Origin of the sequence: Parabacteroides sp. 20_3, assembly GCF_964238835.1 — a bacterium.
Lineage (GTDB): Bacteria > Bacteroidota > Bacteroidia > Bacteroidales > Tannerellaceae > Parabacteroides > Parabacteroides distasonis.
In genome coordinates this window covers 78,516-99,560 of sequence record NZ_CAXSNO010000011.1, presented here as the reverse complement: position 1 = coordinate 99,560, position 21,045 = coordinate 78,516, and the positions used below count along the sequence as shown (strand labels likewise).

16 protein-coding genes are annotated in these 21,045 nt (G+C 47.7%); 15 read left to right on the top strand and 1 reads right to left on the bottom strand.

What is annotated here, in order from left to right; translation table 11 throughout:
* Positions 1 to 58: 58 nt before the first annotated feature.
* From ACESPU_RS19860 to ACESPU_RS19830, 7 genes are all read left to right on the top strand, one after another.
* The gene (locus tag ACESPU_RS19860; protein WP_005860724.1) at positions 59 to 580 is read left to right on the top strand and encodes a shikimate kinase; all 522 of its coding nucleotides are present in this window, start codon (positions 59 to 61) and stop codon (positions 578 to 580) included.
* 3 nt (positions 581 to 583) lie between these two features.
* Positions 584 to 1,795, top strand: a complete 1,212-nt coding sequence (locus ACESPU_RS19855) for an alanine dehydrogenase (protein WP_005860726.1) — start codon at positions 584 to 586, stop codon at positions 1,793 to 1,795.
* 88 nt (positions 1,796 to 1,883) lie between these two features.
* Positions 1,884 to 3,737 (top strand): 2-oxoacid:acceptor oxidoreductase subunit alpha, encoded by a 1,854-nt coding sequence (locus ACESPU_RS19850; protein ID WP_005860728.1) that lies wholly within the window; start codon positions 1,884 to 1,886, stop codon positions 3,735 to 3,737.
* Between the two features lie 3 nt (positions 3,738 to 3,740).
* On the top strand, positions 3,741 to 4,757 hold the full coding sequence (locus ACESPU_RS19845; protein WP_005864059.1) for a 2-oxoacid:ferredoxin oxidoreductase subunit beta: 1,017 nt from the start codon (positions 3,741 to 3,743) through the stop codon (positions 4,755 to 4,757).
* Between the two features lie 414 nt (positions 4,758 to 5,171).
* A complete protein-coding gene (gene pckA / locus ACESPU_RS19840) occupies positions 5,172 to 6,779 on the top strand; it encodes a phosphoenolpyruvate carboxykinase (ATP) (protein WP_005860732.1) in 1,608 nt (535 codons plus the stop codon).
* A gap of 189 nt (positions 6,780 to 6,968) precedes the next feature.
* Positions 6,969 to 8,069: a TlpA disulfide reductase family protein gene (locus ACESPU_RS19835; RefSeq protein WP_057317550.1), complete on the top strand. Its 1,101-nt coding sequence runs from the start codon at positions 6,969 to 6,971 to the stop codon at positions 8,067 to 8,069.
* A gap of 60 nt (positions 8,070 to 8,129) precedes the next feature.
* On the top strand, positions 8,130 to 9,668 hold the full coding sequence (locus ACESPU_RS19830; RefSeq protein ID WP_195284155.1) for a YifB family Mg chelatase-like AAA ATPase: 1,539 nt from the start codon (positions 8,130 to 8,132) through the stop codon (positions 9,666 to 9,668).
* Positions 9,669 to 9,675: 7 nt separating this feature from the next.
* Here ACESPU_RS19830 and ACESPU_RS19825 read toward each other — a convergent pair whose 3' ends face one another.
* On the bottom strand, positions 9,676 to 10,524 hold the full coding sequence (locus ACESPU_RS19825; RefSeq protein WP_005864065.1) for an AraC family transcriptional regulator: 849 nt from the start codon (positions 10,522 to 10,524) through the stop codon (positions 9,676 to 9,678).
* A 263-nt stretch (positions 10,525 to 10,787) separates the two neighbouring features.
* On the opposite strand from ACESPU_RS19825, the gene ACESPU_RS19820 reads away from it, so the two are divergent.
* The 8 genes from ACESPU_RS19820 (at position 10,788) to ACESPU_RS19785 (ending at position 20,845) form a co-directional block, all read left to right on the top strand.
* Positions 10,788 to 11,612, top strand: coding sequence for a DUF4493 domain-containing protein (locus tag ACESPU_RS19820; RefSeq protein WP_005864068.1), 825 nt, complete (start codon positions 10,788 to 10,790; stop codon positions 11,610 to 11,612).
* A 60-nt stretch (positions 11,613 to 11,672) separates the two neighbouring features.
* Positions 11,673 to 12,977 (top strand): DUF4493 domain-containing protein, encoded by a 1,305-nt coding sequence (locus ACESPU_RS19815; protein ID WP_227713691.1) that lies wholly within the window; start codon positions 11,673 to 11,675, stop codon positions 12,975 to 12,977.
* A 16-nt stretch (positions 12,978 to 12,993) separates the two neighbouring features.
* A complete protein-coding gene (locus ACESPU_RS19810; protein WP_057326743.1) occupies positions 12,994 to 14,739 on the top strand; it encodes a DUF4493 domain-containing protein in 1,746 nt (581 codons plus the stop codon).
* 244 nt (positions 14,740 to 14,983) lie between these two features.
* On the top strand, positions 14,984 to 15,823 hold the full coding sequence (locus tag ACESPU_RS19805; RefSeq protein WP_057326742.1) for a DUF6261 family protein: 840 nt from the start codon (positions 14,984 to 14,986) through the stop codon (positions 15,821 to 15,823).
* A gap of 14 nt (positions 15,824 to 15,837) precedes the next feature.
* Positions 15,838 to 16,593, top strand: coding sequence for a hypothetical protein (locus ACESPU_RS19800; protein WP_005864076.1), 756 nt, complete (start codon positions 15,838 to 15,840; stop codon positions 16,591 to 16,593).
* Between the two features lie 18 nt (positions 16,594 to 16,611).
* A complete protein-coding gene (locus tag ACESPU_RS19795) occupies positions 16,612 to 18,276 on the top strand; it encodes a PCMD domain-containing protein (RefSeq protein ID WP_005864077.1) in 1,665 nt (554 codons plus the stop codon).
* A gap of 18 nt (positions 18,277 to 18,294) precedes the next feature.
* Positions 18,295 to 20,061 (top strand): DUF4493 domain-containing protein, encoded by a 1,767-nt coding sequence (locus ACESPU_RS19790; protein ID WP_373133612.1) that lies wholly within the window; start codon positions 18,295 to 18,297, stop codon positions 20,059 to 20,061.
* Complete coding sequence (locus ACESPU_RS19785; RefSeq protein ID WP_057326762.1) at positions 20,054 to 20,845, top strand: DUF4493 domain-containing protein; 792 nt, start codon at positions 20,054 to 20,056, stop codon at positions 20,843 to 20,845. The genes ACESPU_RS19790 and ACESPU_RS19785 overlap by 8 nt, the downstream gene beginning before the upstream one ends.
* Positions 20,846 to 21,045: the final 200 nt, after the last annotated feature.

Genomic DNA, 21,045 nt, shown 5'->3' with positions numbered 1-21,045 from the left:
TAAAGAAGATGGAGTTCCCGGAAAAAGTTTACATTTGCGAAAACTATTATAATAACGTATGAAACGTGTTTTTTTGGTCGGATATATGGGAGCGGGCAAGACAACGGTGGGAAAAGAGCTTGCCAAGCTCGCCGGTCTTTCGTTCATAGATCTTGATTACTATATCGAAGGGCGTTATCATAAGGCCGTTTCGCAGATATTCGCCGAGAGAGGGGAGGAGGCTTTCCGAGAGATAGAACGGAATATGCTTCACGAGGTCGCTGAGTTTGAGGACGTGCTGATCTCCACGGGAGGAGGCGCTCCTTGCTTTTTCGATAACATGGAGTTTATGAACGCTTCTGGCACGACGGTTTACTTAAAGGTGTCAGTCGAGGAGCTGGCAAAGCGTCTGGAGTTGTGCAAACATACCCGTCCGGTGTTGAAAGGACGTTCCGGGGAGGAACTGAGGGCGTTTATCGCCGAGAGTCTGGAGAAAAGGAATCCGTTTTATACGAAGGCGTCCATAACGTTTGATGCCGAGAAGATGTTAACAGAATCTGATGTACATGACATATCGAACGCGTTAATGAAAATCCTATAGCATATGGAAGCGAACGACGGCCGGCAGGCACAGGGGGCCTATATCCCGCAGGAATTATTGAAAGAGATCAGCAAGGTGAATAACCGTTTGCTTATCGGTATTCCTCGTGAACGATGCGAGGCGGAAAAACGTTTGCCGTTGACTCCGGAGGCAGTGGATATGCTGACCGATTGCGGTCACCGGGTGCTGGTGGAAAGTGGCGCCGGATTAGGTATCAACTATTCCGATAATCATTTCTCGGAGGCGGGGGCGGAGATTGTCGATACGCCCGCGGAAGTTTTCCAAGCGGATCTGATCTTGAAGATATTGCCTCCGTTGCCGGTGGAAATCGCGCTTATGAGACCTCGCACGACCGTTTTCTCATTGGTGCAGTTTAATTTATTCGCTCAAGAGGCTTTCGAGTTGATGATGGCGAAACGGATTACCGCTATCTCTTATGAGTTGATGGCGGATGAATATAATCGTTTCCCGGTGCTGAATGTCACTTCCGAGATCGAGGGGGCGGCTTCCATAACGATCGCTTCCGAGCTGTTGAGCAATACCCAAGGAGGTAAAGGGATCTTATTAGGCGGTATCCCGGGCGTATCCCCTACGGAAGTGGTGATCATCGGGGCCGGAAACGCCGGGACCGTGGCCGCGCGTGCCGCATTGGCCTTGGGAGCATCCGTGAAAGTATTCGATGATGATATCAATAAATTGCGTATAATACAACAGGTCTTGGGGCAAGGGCTTTTTACTTCCACGTTCCATCCGAATGTGCTGCATAACGCGTTTCGTAGCGCTGACGTGGTGATCGGGGCGATGCGTTATATTAATACGAGACATCGCTATATTATCGCTACGGACTTGGTGCGTACGATGAAAAAGGGAGCTTTGGTGATCGATCTGAGGGTAAGCCAAGGCGGTTGCTTTGAGACGACATGCTGCTTGTCGAGGGAAGATCCCGCGGTGTTCGAGCAATATGGGGTATTACATTATTGTAAACTGAATATCAGCAACCGGGTGGCTCGTACTACCTCGATGGCTTATAGTAATATATTCGTGCCTTTATTATTGTCGTTGGGCGACGCCGGTTCCGTGCAAGGAATGATCAAATCGGATAAGGGCTTTAGGGCGGGAGTATATATGTATTACGGGAAGACAGTGAATAGTTATGTGTCTAATCATTTTAATCTATCATCTAATAATCTTGATCTATACCTCTCTGCTTTTTGATGCGGAAAAGTTTTGAACTCGCAAAGTTTATGCTTTACTTTGCGGACGATCTAAATACCAATAAGCGATAAAGCTAATAAAGTATATTATGGCAGAACAGACAAAAGTTAAGACGCTGGAGAAGGTTGTAATTCGTTTCTCGGGAGACTCGGGAGATGGCATGCAGTTAACCGGTACAATCTTTTCAAACCTGTCCGCGGTTTTCGGGAACGAGATTTCTACATTCCCAGACTATCCGGCAGAAGTACGTGCTCCACAAGGAACACTAAGTGGTGTATCTGGATTCCAAGTGCACTTGGGATCGCGCAAAATCTTCACACCCGGTGATAAGGCCGACGTATTGGTGGCCATGAATCCCGCCGCGCTAAAGGTGAACGTAAAACACCTAAAACCCAATGCGATTGTTTTAATCGACACGGACTCTTTCAAGAAAAGTGATTTGGATAAGGCCTTGTTTACGACCGATGATCCGTTTACTGAGCTGGGATTGACTGGCGTGCAGGTTGTTGCCGCTCCGATCTCTACGATGGTAAAAGACGGATTGGTTGAGTTTGGCTTGGACAATAAATCGGCTCTTCGCTGTAAGAATATGTTCGCCTTAGGACTTGTTTGCTGGTTGTTCGAGCGTCCGCTGGAGGAGGCTATGCACATGTTGCAGAATAAGTTCGCTAAGAAACCGGTTATCGCCCAAGCTAATATCAAGGCTTTGACGGACGGTTATAATTATGGTAATAACATCCATGCCTCGGTTTCTACGTATCGTATCGAGAGTAAGAAAGCCGAGCCCGGATTCTATACGGACGTGAATGGTAATAAGGCTACTTCCTATGGTTTGATAGCCGCTGCCGAGAAAGCTGGTTTGCAGTTGTTCTTGGGTAGTTACCCGATCACTCCGGCTACTGATATTTTACATGAATTATCTAAACGTAAGGATTTAGGCGTTATCACGGTTCAGGCCGAGGATGAGATCGCCGGTATCTGTACTTCTATCGGAGCTAGTTTCGCCGGTTGCTTGGCGGCTACGTCTACTTCCGGACCAGGTCTTGCCTTGAAGAGCGAGGCGATCGGTTTGGCTGTAATTGCCGAGTTGCCTTTGGTGATTATCGATGTTCAGCGTGGCGGTCCTTCTACGGGCTTGCCGACGAAGAGCGAGCAAACGGACTTGATGCAGGCTCTGTATGGCCGTAATGGTGAGAGCCCTGCCGTGGTAATAGCGGCCTCTACGCCGACTGATTGTTTTGATGCCGCATTTTGGGCGGGTAAGTTGGCCGTGGAGCATATGACTCCGGTTATCTTGTTGACCGATGCCTTTATCGCTAACGGTTCTTCCGCTTGGAGAATTCCGGAAATGGATAAATATCCGGAGATTAAGCCGAATTACGTAGCTAATTATCAAGACGAGAAAGTTTGGAAGGCGTATCGTCGTAACAAGGAAAGCTTGGTTCGTTACTGGGCGATTCCGGGAACGGAAGGTTTTGCTCATCGTCTGGGTGGTCTGGAGAAAGACTACGAGACGAGCGCTATCTCTACCGATCCGGCTAACCACCAGAAGATGGTGACGACCCGTCAGGCTAAGATCGATAAGATCGCCGACTATATCCCCGAACTGGAAGTGATCGGAGATGAGGACGCTGATTTATTGATCGTTGGTTGGGGTGGAACCTACGGACACCTTTACGAGACGATGGAGACGATGCAGGAGAATGGCAAGAAGGTGGCTTTCGCTCACTTCAAGTTTATCAACCCGCTGCCTAAGAATACGGCTGAGGTTCTTTCTAAGTATAAGAAAGTGGTGGTGGCTGAGCAAAATAACGGACAGTTCGCTAACTATTTACGTGGAAAGGTACCCGGATTTAACCCGTATCGCTTCAATCGTGTAAAGGGACAACCTTTTGTCGTTGCGAGATTAGTTGAGGAATTCACTAAAATATTGGAGGCTTAAAAGATGACAACAGAAGAAACTAAATTTCAACCGAAAGATTATAAAAGCGACCAGTACGTACGTTGGTGCCCGGGTTGTGGCGACCATGCGGTACTGAATTGCCTGCATAAGGCTATGGCCGAGGTAGGAGTGGCTCCTCACAATATGGCAGTTATCTCAGGTATCGGCTGTTCTTCCCGCTTACCTTATTATATGAATACGTATGGCTTCCATACGATCCATGGTCGTGGAGCGGCTATCGCTACCGGCGTAAAGACGGCTCGCCCGGACTTGAGCGTATGGTTGATTACGGGTGATGGCGACTGCTTGGCTATCGGCGGTAATCATTTTATCCACGCTGTCCGTCGTAATATCGATTTGAATATCGTTCTTTTCAACAATAAGATCTATGGTTTGACGAAGGGGCAGTATTCCCCGACATCCGACCGTGGTTTCGTATCCAAGAGCTCTCCGTATGGAACGGTGGAAGATCCGTTTGTGCCGGCTGAGTTGGCATTGGGTGCCCGTGGTAATTTCTTCGCCCGCTCGATCGATGTGGATTTGAAGAATACGACCGAGGTATTGACGGCTTCCGCTCGTCATAAAGGCGCTTCCGTTACGGAAGTGTTGGTAAACTGCGTGATCTTTAATGATGGTATCCATAAGGGGATCGTTGATAAGGCATACCGTGCGGATCGTACGATTTTCCTTCGCCATGGCGAGAAAATGGTTTACGGCGCTAACATGGATAAAGGCCTTGTGCTAGACGGCCTAAAACTGAAATCCGTAACGATCGGACAAGATGGTTATACGATGGATGACGTATTGGTACACGACGCCCATGAGAAGGATAACACCTTGCATATGATGCTTGCCATGATGAGCGGTGATATGCCAATCGCATTAGGCGTAATACGAGATGTGGAGGGACCGACCTATGATGAGGCTGTCCACCAGCAAATCGAGGAGGTACAAGCGAAGAATCCTACACGTAAATTACACGACCTTTTGATGAAAGGTGAGATTTGGGAGGTAAAGTAATATATTTCTGATCGGATATAAGAGAAGGCGCAAGATATTTATCCTGCGCCTTTCTTATATTTATACGCTGGATTTGTTTGTGTGGAAAAAAGTATATATCTTTGTTTCAGTCACAATAAAAGCGAATACCTATGATGACGACTTCGGAAATAGTTGAGATGCTAGCTAAAAGTATATGATTTGTAAACTCCATATTACAAATAGACTAAGGGTTTTGTTAATTGCATGGAAAAGAGTAATTATTACTGAAAAATTTCCTTAATAAGCTGTGTACGATAAAAAAAAATATTACTTTTGTACCGCGGTTAACAAGGTGGAGTCGCAGCAAGCTCCAAAAGGTCGGAAAGCCTCACCGTATCGAACTAGAGTAGAGAGAAAAGTTATATAAAGTCAATCATTTAAATTAAATTCAAGATGGCTAATTTAGATTTAAGCAAGTACGGAATTGTTGATGTGAAAGAAATCGTTCACAATCCGTCTTATGATGTTCTGTTCGCAGAAGAAACTAAACCGAGTTTGGAAGGCTTCGAGAAAGGCCAGGTAACTGAGCTAGGTGCTGTAAACGTGATGACTGGTATTTATACAGGTCGTTCTCCTAAAGATAAATTTTTCGTAAAGAATGAAGCCAGCGAAGATTCTGTATGGTGGACTTCTGATGAATATAAGAATGATAACAAGCCTTGTTCTGAGGCTGCTTGGGCAGACTTGAAGGCTAAAGCCGTAAAAGAATTGTCTGGCAAACGTTTGTTCGTTGTCGATACATTCTGTGGCGCTAACGAGGCTACTCGTTTGAAAGTACGTTTCATCATGGAGGTTGCTTGGCAAGCTCACTTCGTAACTAATATGTTCATCCGTCCGACAGCTGAGGAATTGGCTAACTACGGCGAACCTGATTTCGTTTCTTTCAACGCTGCTAAGGCTAAAGTTGACAACTACAAAGAATTAGGCTTGAACTCTGAGACCGCTACTGTTTTCAACTTGAAGACTAAAGAGCAAGTTATCTTGAATACTTGGTACGGTGGTGAGATGAAGAAGGGTATCTTCTCTATCATGAACTACTTGAACCCGTTGCGTGGTATCGCTTCTATGCACTGCTCCGCTAACACGGATAAAGAGGGCAAGAGCTCAGCTATCTTCTTCGGTTTGTCTGGTACTGGTAAGACTACTTTGTCTACGGACCCGAAACGTTTGTTGATCGGTGACGATGAGCACGGATGGGATAACGAAGGTGTATTCAACTACGAGGGTGGTTGCTACGCTAAGGTTATCAACTTGGATAAAGAGAGCGAGCCGGATATCTACAACGCTATCAAACGTGACGCTCTTCTTGAGAACGTAACAGTTGCCGCTGATGGTAAGATCGATTTCGCTGATAAGTCAGTTACAGAGAACACTCGTGTTTCTTATCCGATCTATCACATCGAGAACATCGTTAAGCCGGTTTCTAAAGGCCCGCACGCAAAACAAGTTATCTTCTTGTCTGCTGACGCATTCGGTGTATTGCCTCCAGTATCTATCTTGACTCCGGAGCAAACTCAATACTACTTCTTGTCTGGATTTACCGCTAAATTAGCAGGTACAGAGCGTGGTATCACGGAACCGACTCCTACATTCTCCGCTTGTTTCGGTGCTGCTTTCTTGTCATTGCACCCGACAAAATACGGCGAAGAGTTGGTTAAGAAGATGGAAATGACTGGCGCTAAGGCTTACTTGGTGAACACAGGTTGGAACGGTAGCGGCAAACGTATCTCTATCAAAGATACAAGAGGTATCATCGACGCTATCCTTGATGGTTCTATCAACGAGGCTCCGACAAAGAAGATCCCGTATTTCGACTTCGAGGTTCCGACTGCATTACCGGGCGTAGATCCGAAGATCTTAGATCCTCGCGATACCTATGCTGATCCTGCTCAATGGGATGAGAAAGCGAAGGATTTGGCTGCTCGCTTCCAGAAGAACTTCGCTAAGTTCACGGGCAACGAAGCTGGTAAGGCATTGGTTGCTGCTGGTCCTCAGTTATAATTGCTTAAAAAACCTTGATCAAAAAAGGTCAAGGTTTAAAAATATCTTTATAAAAAAGCGTGGAATTACTAATTCTGCGCTTTTTTTATGATAACTGCGTTAATTTTATTATAAATGTGAAGTAGTTTTAAAAAATATTCCTACCTTTAGACCGGATTATCTGTTATAAGAAGAGCTTAAAAAGGAGTAATGATAAAAAAACTGGCACTTATTATTGGCTTTATAATTTGTTTGTCATCTTGTGGCAAGGATTATGTCTATCGGATTGAAGGGGAACTTTCTAATCTGGAAGATCAAACCGTATATGCTGTATTTGAGAAGGATAATTATAAAGTGGTTGATACAGTGGCTTGTACGAAACCCGGGCAGTTCCAGATCGATCAACATGAAGCGGGTTTCCATTGTGTGACTATCTTCTTTGCGGATAAAGAGCATTGGGTTACGGCTTATCTGGAACCGGGAGAAACCGTGAAAATCACGGGCGACGCTAACTCTCCATTGCTATTGCAGGTAAAGGGGGGACGGACAAATGATAAGTTGACCGCTTTTAAGAAAAAAATCGCTCCTTTATTGACGGAATTGACAAATTTATCAAATTCTTTAAATAGCAAGGATTTGAACGATACGATCGAGGAGACGGATATCGCCGCTCGTTTGGCGAATGTTAATATGCAATTGAGCGAGGAAGCGATCCGGTACGTGAAAGAGAACCCGAATGAAGAGGCATCCGTTGTCTTGATTCAATCTTTTTTCTCAGATCCCGATGATACTCGTAAAATTGATGAGTTGTTGGCGTTATTGAATCCAAGGTTGAAAGACTTTTATCTGGTAAAGGAGCTGGAGCAATATAGCGCCCGTGCGAAACGTACGGCTTTGGGTGCGGAAGCCCCAGATTTCTCCGTAAGGAATATTTATGGGAATACGGTAAGTTTGGACTCTTTCCCGCAGAAATATTTATTGCTGACGTTTACCGCTCCTTGGTGTGATATGTGCCAGACAGAGGATCTATATCTGGATAAGGTAGCGATGAAATATCCGAAAGATCAGTTGGACATTCTTTTGGTTAGCTTGGACGATAATCCGGATAATGTCCGGGATGTACTGAAGAAGGATAGTATAGCGTGGAATCTGGTAACGGATTCGGCCGGACAAGCGGCTATGTTGATAGATCTGTATAACGTAAGCGTATTGCCACGCTGTTTCTTGATAGATGAGGATCATAAGATCTTGATGAAAACAGAGAATGGTATCGAGATCAAGCAAACACTGGAGAACTTGTTCGAAGACTGAGCGATTGAAAACAGGAGGTTCCGGTTTTAATTTGTAATTAGTAACTCAAAATTCTTAACTATGTTAGTAAAATCTTATGCCGCTGCCGTGCAGGGGATTTCCGCTACGGTCGTTACCGTAGAAGTGAACTGTTCCAAAGGTATCCAATTCTTTTTAGTCGGTCTTCCGGACGTGGCTGTTCGTGAGAGCCATGAACGCATTATCTCGGCTCTTCAAGTATGTGGTTATAAATTCCCCCGCAATCGTATCGTTATTAATATGGCCCCCGCAGATATCCGTAAGGAAGGGTCTTCTTATGATCTGCCTTTGGCGATCGGTATTCTGGCGGCGGCAGAGCAGATAGATTCATCCAACTTATCCAAATTCGTATTGATGGGCGAGCTTTCTATGGATGGGAGCCTCCAATCGATAAAAGGGGCATTGCCTATCGCTATCAAGGCTAGGGAAGAAGGCTTTAAGGGCTTTATCTTACCCAAGCAAAACGCTTGTGAGGCTGCGGTGGTGAACGATCTGGAAGTGTATGGAGCTTCGAATATCAAAGAGGTGCTGGAGTTTATGGAGGGGAAACCTACATTGCGACCTACGGTTATTGATACCCGTAAGGAGTTTTACGACCGCCAGCAATTGTTTGATTGCGATTTCTCCGATGTCCGGGGACAAGAGAACGTGAAGCGTGCGATGGAGGTGGCCGCCGCCGGCGGGCATAATCTGATCATGGTAGGCCCTCCCGGAAGTGGCAAGTCCATGTTGGCGAAGCGTCTCCCCACGATCTTGCCCCCTTTTACCTTGCATGAGTCCTTGGAAACAACTAAAATCCATTCCGTAGCCGGTAAGATAGGAGGTGGCACCTCCTTGATGGTACAACGTCCTTTTCGCTCTCCCCATCATACGATCTCTAATGTCGCTATGGTAGGAGGTGGCACTTTCCCGCAGCCGGGAGAGATCAGCTTGGCTCATAATGGTGTCCTTTTTTTGGATGAGTTGCCGGAATTTAACAGGAGTGTCTTGGAAGTCATGCGGCAGCCATTGGAAGATCGAGTGATCAATATCTCCCGTGCCCGTTTCACGGTGGAATATCCGGCCGGCTTTATGCTTGTGGCCTCCATGAATCCTTGTCCCTGCGGCTACTACAACCATCCGGACCGTCCTTGCCTCTGTTCTCCCGGAGCCGTCCAGAAATATATGAACCGCATTTCCGGCCCTTTATTGGACCGTATCGATATCCAGATAGAGATTGTCCCTGTCCCTTTCGAGAAGATTTCCGAGCAACAGCCCTCAGAGCCTAGTATCGCTATCCGTGAGCGGGTCATAAAAGCCCGTGCGATCCAGGAAAGGCGTTTTGCCGCTTATGAGGGTGTTTATTGTAATGCCCAGATGAACTCCAAGCTACTCCATCAGTACGCCGTTCCCGACGCTTCCGGCCTCTCCATCCTCAAAACCGCCATGCAACGTCTCTGCCTCTCCGCCCGTGCCTATGACCGTATCCTGAAAGTCTCCCGCACGATAGCCGACTTGGATAATTCGGAACATATCGAAGTCCGGCATTTGGCGGAGGCGATACAGTATAGGAGTTTGGATAGGGAGAATTGGGGAATGTGAGTATCGACTAACTATTTCTATACTCCTGTGGGCTCATGCCCACATACCGCTTGAAATACTTTCCAAAAAAAGACATATTCGTGAAATTTAGCGTATAGGCTATGTCGTGGATGGAAAGGTTCGTTGATTTCAGTTGAGCTTTAGCGTCCATGATTACCATGGAGGTTATGATCTCTATGCAAGTTTTTCCGGTAGTTTGTTTGATAATGCTGCTTAGATGCGCTTGTGTGATGCCAAGCCGCTTGGCATACCATGCAACGGATCGTTGCATGGTATAGTTTTGCATGACTAATTGAGTGAAGTTCTTGCTGATAATTTCGGCTTTAGAGAGATTGGACGTGTCTGTTGTCTTATCTTTATACATGATGCTGACTCCCATTAATATTCCGGAAAACAGGTGGTTGATGAGACTCCTGTTTAATTGCGAGACACAAAACTGATATGTCTTGATCAACAATTCGAAATAATCTCTCAATAATGATTGGGCTTCTTCTTTTAGTTTGAAAACAGGACTATCTTTTATGGCATAGTGCATATCCATGACCGATTTATTGATATTCGCTTGATTGATGAAATCAGACGAGAATCCCATGAAATAAATTTGCAGATCTCTATCCATTCTATGAATCTGGAAAATCGTACCCGGCAGAATCGTAATAAAACTCCCGGCCTCTACTTTAAATTGCGTCAGATTTATAGATGCTTCCACTTCTCCCCTTAGGCATAACACGAATATTCCCGCCTTTAGTCGACAAGGATAATTAGCGTATAAATTCAGCAATCCAATGTCTTTCTCCGAGAGTTTTCCTATTACCCAATCTTGTGGCAGGTCTATTTTAGGGATGTCATTTTCCATATTCTTACGTAATTTTGATGGCAAATATACGTTTTTTTGAGGATATTTTTATTTGGACTCAATCTAATAAATAGAATAATGAAGAATAAAAACAGGACAGAAGATAATCGTAAGACGCTCTGTTCTTGTTGTTGTATAAAATGGAATCTAAAAAAAAGAATAGGTAATAATAAAAATTGACCTTGTGAGATTCCTAACGAAGTCGTTCTTTTGTACACTTTTTATTAGGTAAATTAAAAAAACAGAAATCAATAAATTTTTGCATGAGAAAATTGAGGACTTTATTAGTAAAAATGGTCTGTGCCTTGGCGGGAGGCCTAATGTTGAGCGCTTGCTCCTCCGAGGAGGGAGGCTCGCAGGCTATGGGCGGAAAAGGTGCGGTAATACTAGACCTTGCCGCCGAGACGGTCTTTGATACGAAGACAAAAGCTGTCGATGAGAGTACATACCTGACGGATCGTCCCCTTGCGGATTACAAGGTGAAAATCTTGGATGCGCAAGGCCATGTGGTATCGGGCTGTGAGTGGAAATACTCGGAAAGGCCTACAGGTTTGATCGAGTTGAGCAACGGCTCTTACACGGTAGTAGCTTCTGATGGGGAAGAGTTTAACGTGAATGCCTCCACCCGTAACGGTATCTATATGTATGGCTCTAGCCGATTCGACGTGAATAGCGATAAGGTAGCGGCTGTAAATGTGGCTTGTAAGCCGGCCTGCGGAAAGCTGGTCGTGAAATTTGGCGATACGATGGCTACTTATTTCTCTGATTACGCCGTTCATTTCTCTACCCAAGCGGCAGGTGAGAACGGTCCGATCATCTGGCCGAAGGGAGATACGGATCCTCTTTACGTGAAGCTGGCCGAGGCCGGGGAGAACGTGACGGCGACTTTCCAGTTTACCAAGAAGGCAGATGGAACGAAGGCCGAGGTCAATACCTTGACCCGCGAGATGAAGTGGGGCAGCATGTGGACAATCACTGTCAATCCGAAAGTAGAGGATACCACCGGCAAGGTAGGCATCACGATTACTTTCGATGATTCCACGAACGATAAGCCTATCGATATCGAGATCCCTTCCGATTGGCTCTAATAGTTATTAGGATGTAAAACCAGTAGAACGAATTTAATGATGAATATAAAATATACGATAATGGCAGGTTGCCTTCTAGTAATGGGGCTGGCTTCCTGCGAGATGAAGAACGAGATCCTCGGGAAAGAGGATGGCTCCTCCGAGATGGGCTTGCTGAATCTTGGGGTAGCTGTAGACGCGAAGAACAACGACGTGCAGACCAAGGCCGATGCTAACCCCGGAACTCCAGAGTCTATCCCATCGGTGAGCGCCACGGGATATATCGTGGAGATCAGTAACAGCACGGGCGTTTACAAAACCCTTACTTACGATCCTACGAATGCCTCCGTGGAACTTCCGGTAGACAGCTACACGATGTATGCCCATAAGCCGGGCGGTCCGACAGAGACAGATCCTTACTATGGTGGAAGCACCTCTTTCGCCGTGAAGAAAGGTGAGGCTACCGATGTCACCGTTACTTGTAAGATGGAAAATACGAAGATACAGCTTGTTTATTCCACGGAAATGCAGACTTCCTTTACTAGCTGGTCGATCACGGTGAAGGCCGGTACGCGGAGCAAGGTGCTTACCTACTCTGGAACGGAGGCTTTCGCGCAACCCTCCGCTTTCTATTGGATGCTAGATGAGGGCGTAAAGGAGATAACAGTCTCTTTCGTGGGAAAGAATAAGGATAATAAGGATATACGCGAGAGCCGTGTGATCACGAAGCCCGCCTCGGCCGAGAGCTCCGACTGGCTGGGTGGCGACGCGTTGGCCATCACGATGAAGCCGGGCACTTATGATCCGGAAAATCCGAATGGTTTGCAGGGTATCGAGATCTCTGCTGAGGTGACGTGGAATGGGCTGACGGATTCCGTAGATGTGCCGGTGGTGGACGATGGCGGCGATGAGCCGGAGGGTCCGGTGGATCCGAGTGATCCTTCCGCTATAAAAGTTTCAATACCTCTAACTACTTATACGCTACCGGATGATACGGATAAAAAAGCGGAGGCAATAGCCACTATTACGAGTGAGAGCGGACTGAAAAGTATGAAAGTGGTTATAGAAGCAGGTAATTCAGGCTTTGACTCGGTAATCAGTGATCCACAATTAATAGAGAAAGGTTGTGATTTTAGCAAGGGAGTAGAGTTTGTCGGTGCGACTGATAGCAGTCCGGTAATGACATTAATAAAGATGATCGCTCCTAATCTGAAAGCTCCTGCTGCTGGCGCTACTTCTTACCAATTCCCCTTAGGCGAATTCTTTCAAGCGGTAAGTATTTATCAAACGACAACTTCTGCTAATGGCCATGTCTTTAAGATCCGTCTAGAAGATAATGATGGAAATGTTAATGACGAGACCGTTTTATCTATCATAGTAAAGTAAAAGGAGGAATAGAAGTATGAGACAAACATATCAATTTATATTATTGCTTTTAACCGGTATTTTCTTCTATTCTTGTCAAGGTGATGAATTGAGCACACAGGGAAGCGAAGGCTACTTGCGTGTGACCTTGGAGCAAAGCGCGGAGGTGAACACGAAGGCTGACGCTACGTACAATTCCAAGCAGATGCGTGTGGTGATAAAGAACGCCGCCGGTGTGACCAAGTATGAGACGAACGACCATACGGAGTTGTCCGGCAAAGAGATTTCCTTGAAACAGGGAGAATATACCATCGAGGCCGTTTCCAACGGATGGGACGGCAATGCCGGAGCGGATCGTGCCTATTACACGGGCAAGACGACGGTGACGATCGAGAAAGGCAAGACAGCGACAGCCAATTTGGTTTGCTCCTTGGCGAACGTGAAGGTGACGGTGGCTTTCGAGCAGGCTTTCTTGGACAAACTGGGCAACGGTTCTATCAAGGTGCAGGTGAAGAGCGCTACCGCTTCGATCACTCCGGTGGATTTCGCCCCGAAAGGTACGAGTGTGGCCTATTTCCCGGTTTCCGACTTAACGGTGGCCTATACGGTCACTACCGCTGCCGGAAAAACGAACTCCAAGGAGCAAAAAATCTCGGAGGTCAGTGCGAAAGATCATTATATCTTGAACTTTAAGAATCAGGCTACCGGCACAGGAAATGTAACCGTAACGATAGATCCTACGATGAACCAGTACACATACGACTTCACGATCGATCCGAACGCAAAGAGCGGCGCTACCTTGTCCGCGAACCCGTGGAGCCAGCTCGCTTATCTGACGGCTACTGACATAACGCTTGATTCCGGTGAGCTTTCATCCTTGAAGTTCCAGTATCGTCCAAAGAATACGGATACTTGGATGGATGTGGCGACCACGGTTAATACGGCGGCCTCTTCCGCCTCGGCTACCTTGACGGGATTGACTTCCACCACGGCTTACGAATATCGGTTGACAGACGGAGAGATTAGTGTCGCTACGGGAGAATTTACTACAGCGGCGGAGATTGCTTTACAAAATGGATCCCTGGATGGCTGGGATGGTAGCTCACCTAATGCTGCCACGGATTCCAAATTTTGGGATACAAGTAACGAGGGCGCGAAGATGGGTGGTTTGACCCCGACACAAGCCGTCACGGATTTTGTTCATACGCAAGGAGGTAAGGCTGCTAAACTGGAGTCTGGTAAGGTGGATTTGATGGGGGGAATATTTGCCGCAGCCAGTTTGTACACGGGATCATTTGGTTCAACAAATATATGGACTCAGACTGCGACCGTCAATTTTGGTCAATCCTTTACCGCTCGGCCTATTGCGCTGAAAGGTTTTTATAAATATACGTCTAATGTGATAAATCTAGTAAAGAATGTTCCAGCAGGCGTAACTATTGTAAAAGATCAGACACTCGACCAGTGCGCTATTTATATCGCTTTGGCGAAAAAGACCTATACGATTGATAATGGCAATCAAAGTACTTTCATCGATTTTAAGAATGATGAAAACATCATCGCCTACGGCGAGCTCCCTTCCGGGGCGGCTACGGAGGGCGATGGCTACGTGGAGTTCAACATCCCGTTGAAATATAAGAACCTGACGGATCAGCCCACCCATATCATCGTGGTTTGCTCATCCAGTAAATACGGCGATTACATGACCGGAGGTGCGGGAAGCACCCTATATGTAGACGATCTTTCCCTCATTTATGACGGAACGCCTACTATCTGGGAATAATTCCCTATATTCGCGAAACCCGTTTCGACCCCTCGAAATCCATTTCCTAAGACCGGTAAATGCCTTTCGGGGGCTCGAGATGCTTTCCCGGGACAAGAAAATACATTTCGAGGTCTCGAGATCCACCTCCTGAAGCGGGAAAACGGCTCTCGACTCCTCAAAATCCATTTTTGGAAACCGGAATGGGCTTTTCGACCCTTCGAACGGGTACAAACGAATAATAACCTTCAAAAAAAATCGAATTATGGGTACATTCACATTGATTCCTCCGATGTCGTTAGGTAACTTGAACAAGGCCGAGAAGCTAAGTCTGTTGAAACGCTACATGAAACTGATGCCGAGCGGCTCCGATTCCGAATCGCCGGACGAGATATCGTTGCTAGCCGATAGCGGAGTGCCCGCGCTAAACATTTCCGCCGGACAGGTGACACGTATGAATGGCATTATCGATGAGCTGACCGAACTGACGATGCAAGCCTCCTCCTCGGAGGAGACCCCGGAAATGCAGCAAGTGGAGGCCGATCGGGATACGGCGGGTAACTACATAGTCCGCCGCGTGCTCGATTACGCCAAGCTGCCCCTTGCCGCCGAGCGTACCGCCGCCCAACGGATGGAACCCGCCTTGCGCGGTTACCGCGACTTCGCCAACCTGCCCACAGCGCAGGAGACGGAGGTGATCAATGGCCTGCTTATCGACCTAGCGAAGCCCGAGTTCGCCGACTCGGTAGTCACTCTGCAACTGGCACCTTACATCGCCGAGCTACGACGGCTCAACGATCGCTATGCCGAGCTGGCCGCCCTACGCGACAAATCGAGATCGGTACGCACAGAGAATGTGACCTCCAAGGAGCTGTCCTCCGAGGCGCAAGACCTGCTGGACGATATGTGCGCACTGGCCAATGCCTCCAGCCTGTTGCAACCCTCGGAAGAGGCGCGCGTATTTGTTCGTGACGCGACTCATCTTTTCGCCCAGGTACGAACCGCCTACAAGCAACGTTCCAAGGGCACGCCCTCTGGACCCGCCGAACCCGGCACGCCGGAGCCCGGTGGGGGAGGGGATTCCGAATCTCCCGATGAAATATGACTAGAATAGGAAAAATGAGAATAAATAAACTAATCTGTCTGGCCCTCCTCTGCGCCCTTTGCGTAGGGGAGACTTGGGCCCAACGTGGCAAGAGAGCCATGAATCGTATCGACCGAGAAGTGCAAGAGACCGTCTTCATCCCGAAAGGTACGTGGATGGCGGGAGGAACTGTTTCCTACTCCGAGCACGATGAGGGGAATCTGAACTTCCTCGTCTTGAAGAACGTGGAGGGAAAAGGCTACAACTTCGGTGTCAGTCCCTACGTGGGTTACTTCTTCCGCAACAACATCTCCGCGGGCATGCGTTTCGCCTATCACCGCGACTACCTCGACTTGAAGAACTTCGAGTTGAATCTCGGCGAGGATTTCAACATCAGCCTCGACAACCTCTATTATCTGGAGCATAAGTACGAGGTATCCGGTTTCTTGCGCACCTATATGCCTATCGGACGCAGCAAGATATTCGGCCTGTTCAACGAGGCGCGCCTCACCTATGGATACGGTACGGGCAAGAATTCCACCGGTACGGGTGCCACCTACGACGGCTCCTACCAAACGGCGCAGAACCTGCAGATCGGTATCGCTCCCGGGATGACGGCTTTTATCACCGACTGGTCGGCCGTAGAGGTATCGGTTGGCGTGATGGGTTTCGATTTCAAGTGGATCGACCAAAAGACGAACCAGATAGAGGAGGGGCATCAGCGTGTCTCCTCCGGCAATTTCAAGATCAACCTCTTCTCGATCAACATAGGCATGACCTTCTATCTTTAATGGAGAAAATATAATTTAATGAAGATTCAACGATTGATGTTTAAAGAGAATTTACGTGCGGCCGGTCTGGTAACTTTGTTGGGACTGGCCTCGTGCGCTATTGATAACGATATTCCTTACCCACTGGTGGAGGGAACGATCAGTGAGATCGTGACTGAGGGCCTGCGTGCCTCGGAAGACGGGACGGTAGCCTCCGGTGTGGATATAGATCGCTCGGCTCGCACCGTGACACTCTATGTGAACGACTCCGTGGATGTGTCACGGCTGAGACTGACGCGCCTCATCCTCGATCCGCGCGACGCGACGATCGAGCTGGACTCCGCACGATGCGACGATAAGGAGAAATTCCCTTTTCATGATTTTGCCTCGCTTGATAGCCTCTCGTTGTCGGCCAATACGCGGCTCGACCTCTCCACGCCGCTTGAGCTGAACGTCCGTACCTACCAAGATAATCCATGGACACTTACCGTACGCCAGATCGTGGATCGTACGGTAGACGTAGACGGCATGGTGGATCATTTGGTAGATCCTGTCAGCCGTGTCGCCGTGATCTACGTGAGTGCGGATCAGGATCTTTCCAACATCAAAATTCGTACGCTTAACCTTGGTGGGGCCTATGGACGTGTCACGCCCGATCCTACTACCGTGCGCGACTTTACCTATCCGCAGACTTTTTATGCGGCTCGTGCCGGCGAGGAGGTATGGCAGGAATGGAAAGTGGTGATAGAGCAAAGCGAGGGCGGTGCCTCTACCTCGTCGAGCGTCTTCCCCATGGTGACGAAAGCCACGCTTACCGGCTCTGTGCAAAGCGGCAAGACCCCGGTGGTGGAATATAAGGAACAGACGGCTTCTGCGTGGAGCACGGCGGCAGACGTGAAGACCTCGGGTGCCTCTTTCAGCGCTACGATCGGCGGGCTGCGGGGCGGTACAGCCTATGATTATCGCATCAGCGTAGACAATGCGCAAACGGGCAGCGGCTCGTTTACCACTGCCGGTGAGATCGCTTTGACAAATGGCGGTTTCGAGGATTGGTCGCAAGACGGCAAGCAATGGAATCCGTGGCCTTCGGGTGGAACCTCCTTCTGGGGAACCGGCAACCCGGGTGCGGCGGCTTTCATCGGTAATCTGACGACGCCTACGACCGAGAGCGTGTCAGGGAAAGCTGCCTTGCTGGAATCCAAGGACGCCGTGATCAAGCTGGGGGCCGGGAATATCTTCACGGGCGATTTCGCGTTGGACGGCACGAATGGCGTGCTGCAATTGGGCCGTCCGTTCACCTCATTCCCTACCTCCCTCAAGTTCCAATATAAATATACCTCTACCACGATCAATCGTATCGGGCAGGATGTGGGCAGTCTGGAAAACCTTCGGGGCCGTCCGGACTCTTGCCAGATATATATCGCCCTCTCGGATAAGCCGGAACCTTACGAGATCCGTACCAAGCCCTCTGTCCGGCAGGTCTTCGACAAGAACGACCGTAATATCATCGCCTATGGCGAGTTCATCAGCGGACAGTCTACCACGAGCTATAAGCAGGTTGAGATACCCTTGGAATATCGTGCGACGAATCGTACGCCCAAATATATCGTCATCGTGGCGGCGGCTAGCAAGTACGGTGATTACTTCATCGGGGGGGAAGGCAGTACCCTTTGGATAGACGAGATGGAATTGGTTTATGAATAAAAAGCATTGATATAGGATATGAGAAAGATGATACGACAGATAATGACCTTGGCCACCCTTTGCTGGATGGTGGCGGGTTGCGCCGATGAGGTTATCGACCGTAATGGTGGCAAGGGGGAGGGACGTTTGCTCCTCACGGGGATCGAGGTGGAATCTGCTGTCAGCGACGTACAGACGAAGGCTTCGCTGGCGGAAGGCGTGATTCCCACCGTCTCAGATTTTACGATAACGATCGTCTGTGCCGCTACGGGTGAGACCGTGAAGACCCTGCCGCCGGGCGTGGAGGCGGGCTGTTTCCTGCCTGTGGGCGAGTACCGGGTAAAAGCGGCTTATGGCGGGGAGGCGGGCATGTCCGCTGTCCCTTATTTCTATGGCGAGAGTGATAAGGTAACGATCGTGGAGGGCGAGGTGAAATCGGTTTCCCTTACGGCTTTTTTGGCGAGTGCTGTTATTCGTCCTCAGATGGCGGATCAATTGGTGGAACAATATAATTTCTATACCTTGACTGTCTCTGAGACTGGCGGCTCGGGAGTTACGCCTTCACAGACATTGACAAACGGTGAGGACTTCTTCGTCTCAGGGGGTAAGGGTAAGACCTATAACTTGATCCTTGCCGGCCAGAATAAATTAGGCGAGACGGTTACGCATACATGGAGTTATAGTGATTTAGTGAGACGTACACGCTATATCGTTCAATGCGATCCGGATCTTCCAGCCTTCACCCTTCCCGCGCAAAGCGATGGCGATGTATGGAGCAAGTTCATCTACATCACGCCTATGACAGCCGATAACATGACTGCTCATAAGGCTGACATGGCCGATAAGGTGATCGCCAATGTTGTGTACGAGGCTTCTGCCGATAATGGAGAGACTTGGATCCCCTCGGACAAGACCTCTGATGGCCGCTATGTAATCAAAGGTTTGGAGCCATCCAAAAACTATACGATCCGCTCCCGCTTCGGAGGCGTATTAAGCAGCAATACTCAAACGGTGACGACGGAGAGCGCACAAGTGATAGCGAATGGGGATATGGAAGCGTGGAGTAGCACGAAATTGCATAGTGGTAATGGAACTTGGGATGCGGATATGTATTGCGATTATTGTACAAACTGGAATACCCGTAATGAAAAGACAACGAATGGGGCTGAGAATGCTAACTCAGGAGGTGTTTTCGGTTCGAATAAAGGATCAGGTTATGGTGTAAGATGGCGCTGGTGTTCGGGAACTTGGTCTACAACAGATAAAAAAGATGGCGAAAAAGCGGCAGAGATTTCAACATTGGCTTTTTATAATAGTAATGTAAGTGGTAGCTGGAAGCGAGCAAGTGTTTATTCTTATACTCGTGATAATGGAACGGCGTATGTTGGGTATTTATTTACGGGGACATTTGATAAAAATAGTGATTCCTATTCGTTAGGAATTGCGCATACCGCACGTCCAAAGAGTATTTCTTTTGATTACAAATATGCTCCTCTACCTTCTACTGATCAGTGTATCGCTTATGCGAAAATATATGATAGCAATAATGTGGAAATAGCGACTACTCAGGAATTTAATTCTATGACTCAAGATGTTTATAAGAAAGAAACGTTAAATTTTACCTATACACAGTCAACTACAAAGGCTGCTTATATTGGAATCTTTTTCCAATCTGGCACAAATACAGATATTGGTAATATGCGGCAAGTTGAAGGAGGATACTCCACTAGTCCTTACAATCAAGATCGTGTAGTCGGCAGCGTTTTCAAAATAGATAATGTAACATTGAATTATGATTATGAATAAGCGAATCCTATACCTATTATCTGTCCTATGCTTTTTCTCGTTCTCCGCTTGCACGAGCGAGGAGGAAACGGTACTCACTGAAGAGCAGGGCGAAATTTGGCTATCCGTAGTCGATACCTCGAAAATCGAGATTGTTACCCGTGCCTTGTCCGGCTTTGATGTAAAGGATTTCAACGTGAGCCTTTCCCGTGGCGAGACGGTGGTTTTCTCCTCCCGTAAATATGGCGATATCGCCGGTGCTCCAATCACTTGTAGCGCTGGCTCCGGCTATCTCCTTACGGCAGAGAGTTGCACGGAGAGTGAGGCAGAGCGTACCAATAGCGGTTGGGGGCAGGCTCGTCTGGCAAAAGATACCTCGTTTACTGTCAAACCCGTGGAGCCAACGGAAGTAACGCTGAAATGTGTCTTGGCAAACTCCTCGGTAAATGTCGAGTTCAGCGATTTTATCAAGAAAAACCTCTCGGATTACGCTATCACCCTGTACGCCGTCGATGTGTCTAGCCGTAGCTTTACCTTCAACAAGAACAACTATAGCTACAAGACCGCCTATTTCAACGTAGGTGCGGTGGGGAGGGCCTTGCAATATACCATCAATCTCACCTTGCCCGGCGAGAAGGAACCTCATACCTATTCGAACGTTTTGACTTTGGAGCCTTCGCATAGCTATCATCTTACGGTGAAACTGGATGATGAATCCAAGTCAAAAATCTCGATCGGAATTATGGTGGATGGTACGCTAGTCGATGAAAAGACTTCCACGGAGATTATCAATCCTTATGACTAATCGGAATGTTTGGGCATTGAAGGATGGGTGCAATCTTTCAATGCTTAAATGTATATTCTCAATTTAAATTTAAATAAATGAGATTAAAGTCCCTTTCTCGGAAGTCGTAATAGCCGCCGTGTAAATCTTATCTTCGATCTTTATTATAATAATCTTCTTTTTGTCGAAGAAATTACCTTTTTCGATGATGTCAAGAGCTT

Bases quoted from the DNA above. Each gene is read 5' to 3' on its own strand.
- ACESPU_RS19855 (WP_005860726.1), top strand. From the start codon at position 584: ATGGAAGCGAACGACGGCCGGCAGGCACAGGGGGCCTATATCCCGCAG.
- ACESPU_RS19815 (WP_227713691.1), top strand. From the start codon at position 11,673: ATGGCAGGTTGCCTTCTAGTAATGGGGCTGGCTTCCTGCGAGATGAAG.
- ACESPU_RS19850 (WP_005860728.1), top strand. From the start codon at position 1,884: ATGGCAGAACAGACAAAAGTTAAGACGCTGGAGAAGGTTGTAATTCGT.
- ACESPU_RS19800 (WP_005864076.1), top strand. From the start codon at position 15,838: ATGAGAATAAATAAACTAATCTGTCTGGCCCTCCTCTGCGCCCTTTGC.
- ACESPU_RS19810 (WP_057326743.1), top strand. From the start codon at position 12,994: ATGAGACAAACATATCAATTTATATTATTGCTTTTAACCGGTATTTTC.
- ACESPU_RS19790 (WP_373133612.1), top strand. From the start codon at position 18,295: ATGAGAAAGATGATACGACAGATAATGACCTTGGCCACCCTTTGCTGG.
- ACESPU_RS19830 (WP_195284155.1), top strand. From the start codon at position 8,130: ATGTTAGTAAAATCTTATGCCGCTGCCGTGCAGGGGATTTCCGCTACG.
- ACESPU_RS19835 (WP_057317550.1), top strand. From the start codon at position 6,969: ATGATAAAAAAACTGGCACTTATTATTGGCTTTATAATTTGTTTGTCA.
- ACESPU_RS19860 (WP_005860724.1), top strand. From the start codon at position 59: ATGAAACGTGTTTTTTTGGTCGGATATATGGGAGCGGGCAAGACAACG.
- ACESPU_RS19820 (WP_005864068.1), top strand. From the start codon at position 10,788: ATGAGAAAATTGAGGACTTTATTAGTAAAAATGGTCTGTGCCTTGGCG.
- pckA (WP_005860732.1), top strand. From the start codon at position 5,172: ATGGCTAATTTAGATTTAAGCAAGTACGGAATTGTTGATGTGAAAGAA.
- ACESPU_RS19805 (WP_057326742.1), top strand. From the start codon at position 14,984: ATGGGTACATTCACATTGATTCCTCCGATGTCGTTAGGTAACTTGAAC.
- ACESPU_RS19825 (WP_005864065.1), bottom strand. From the start codon at position 10,524: ATGGAAAATGACATCCCTAAAATAGACCTGCCACAAGATTGGGTAATA.
- ACESPU_RS19795 (WP_005864077.1), top strand. From the start codon at position 16,612: ATGAAGATTCAACGATTGATGTTTAAAGAGAATTTACGTGCGGCCGGT.
- ACESPU_RS19845 (WP_005864059.1), top strand. From the start codon at position 3,741: ATGACAACAGAAGAAACTAAATTTCAACCGAAAGATTATAAAAGCGAC.
- ACESPU_RS19785 (WP_057326762.1), top strand. From the start codon at position 20,054: ATGAATAAGCGAATCCTATACCTATTATCTGTCCTATGCTTTTTCTCG.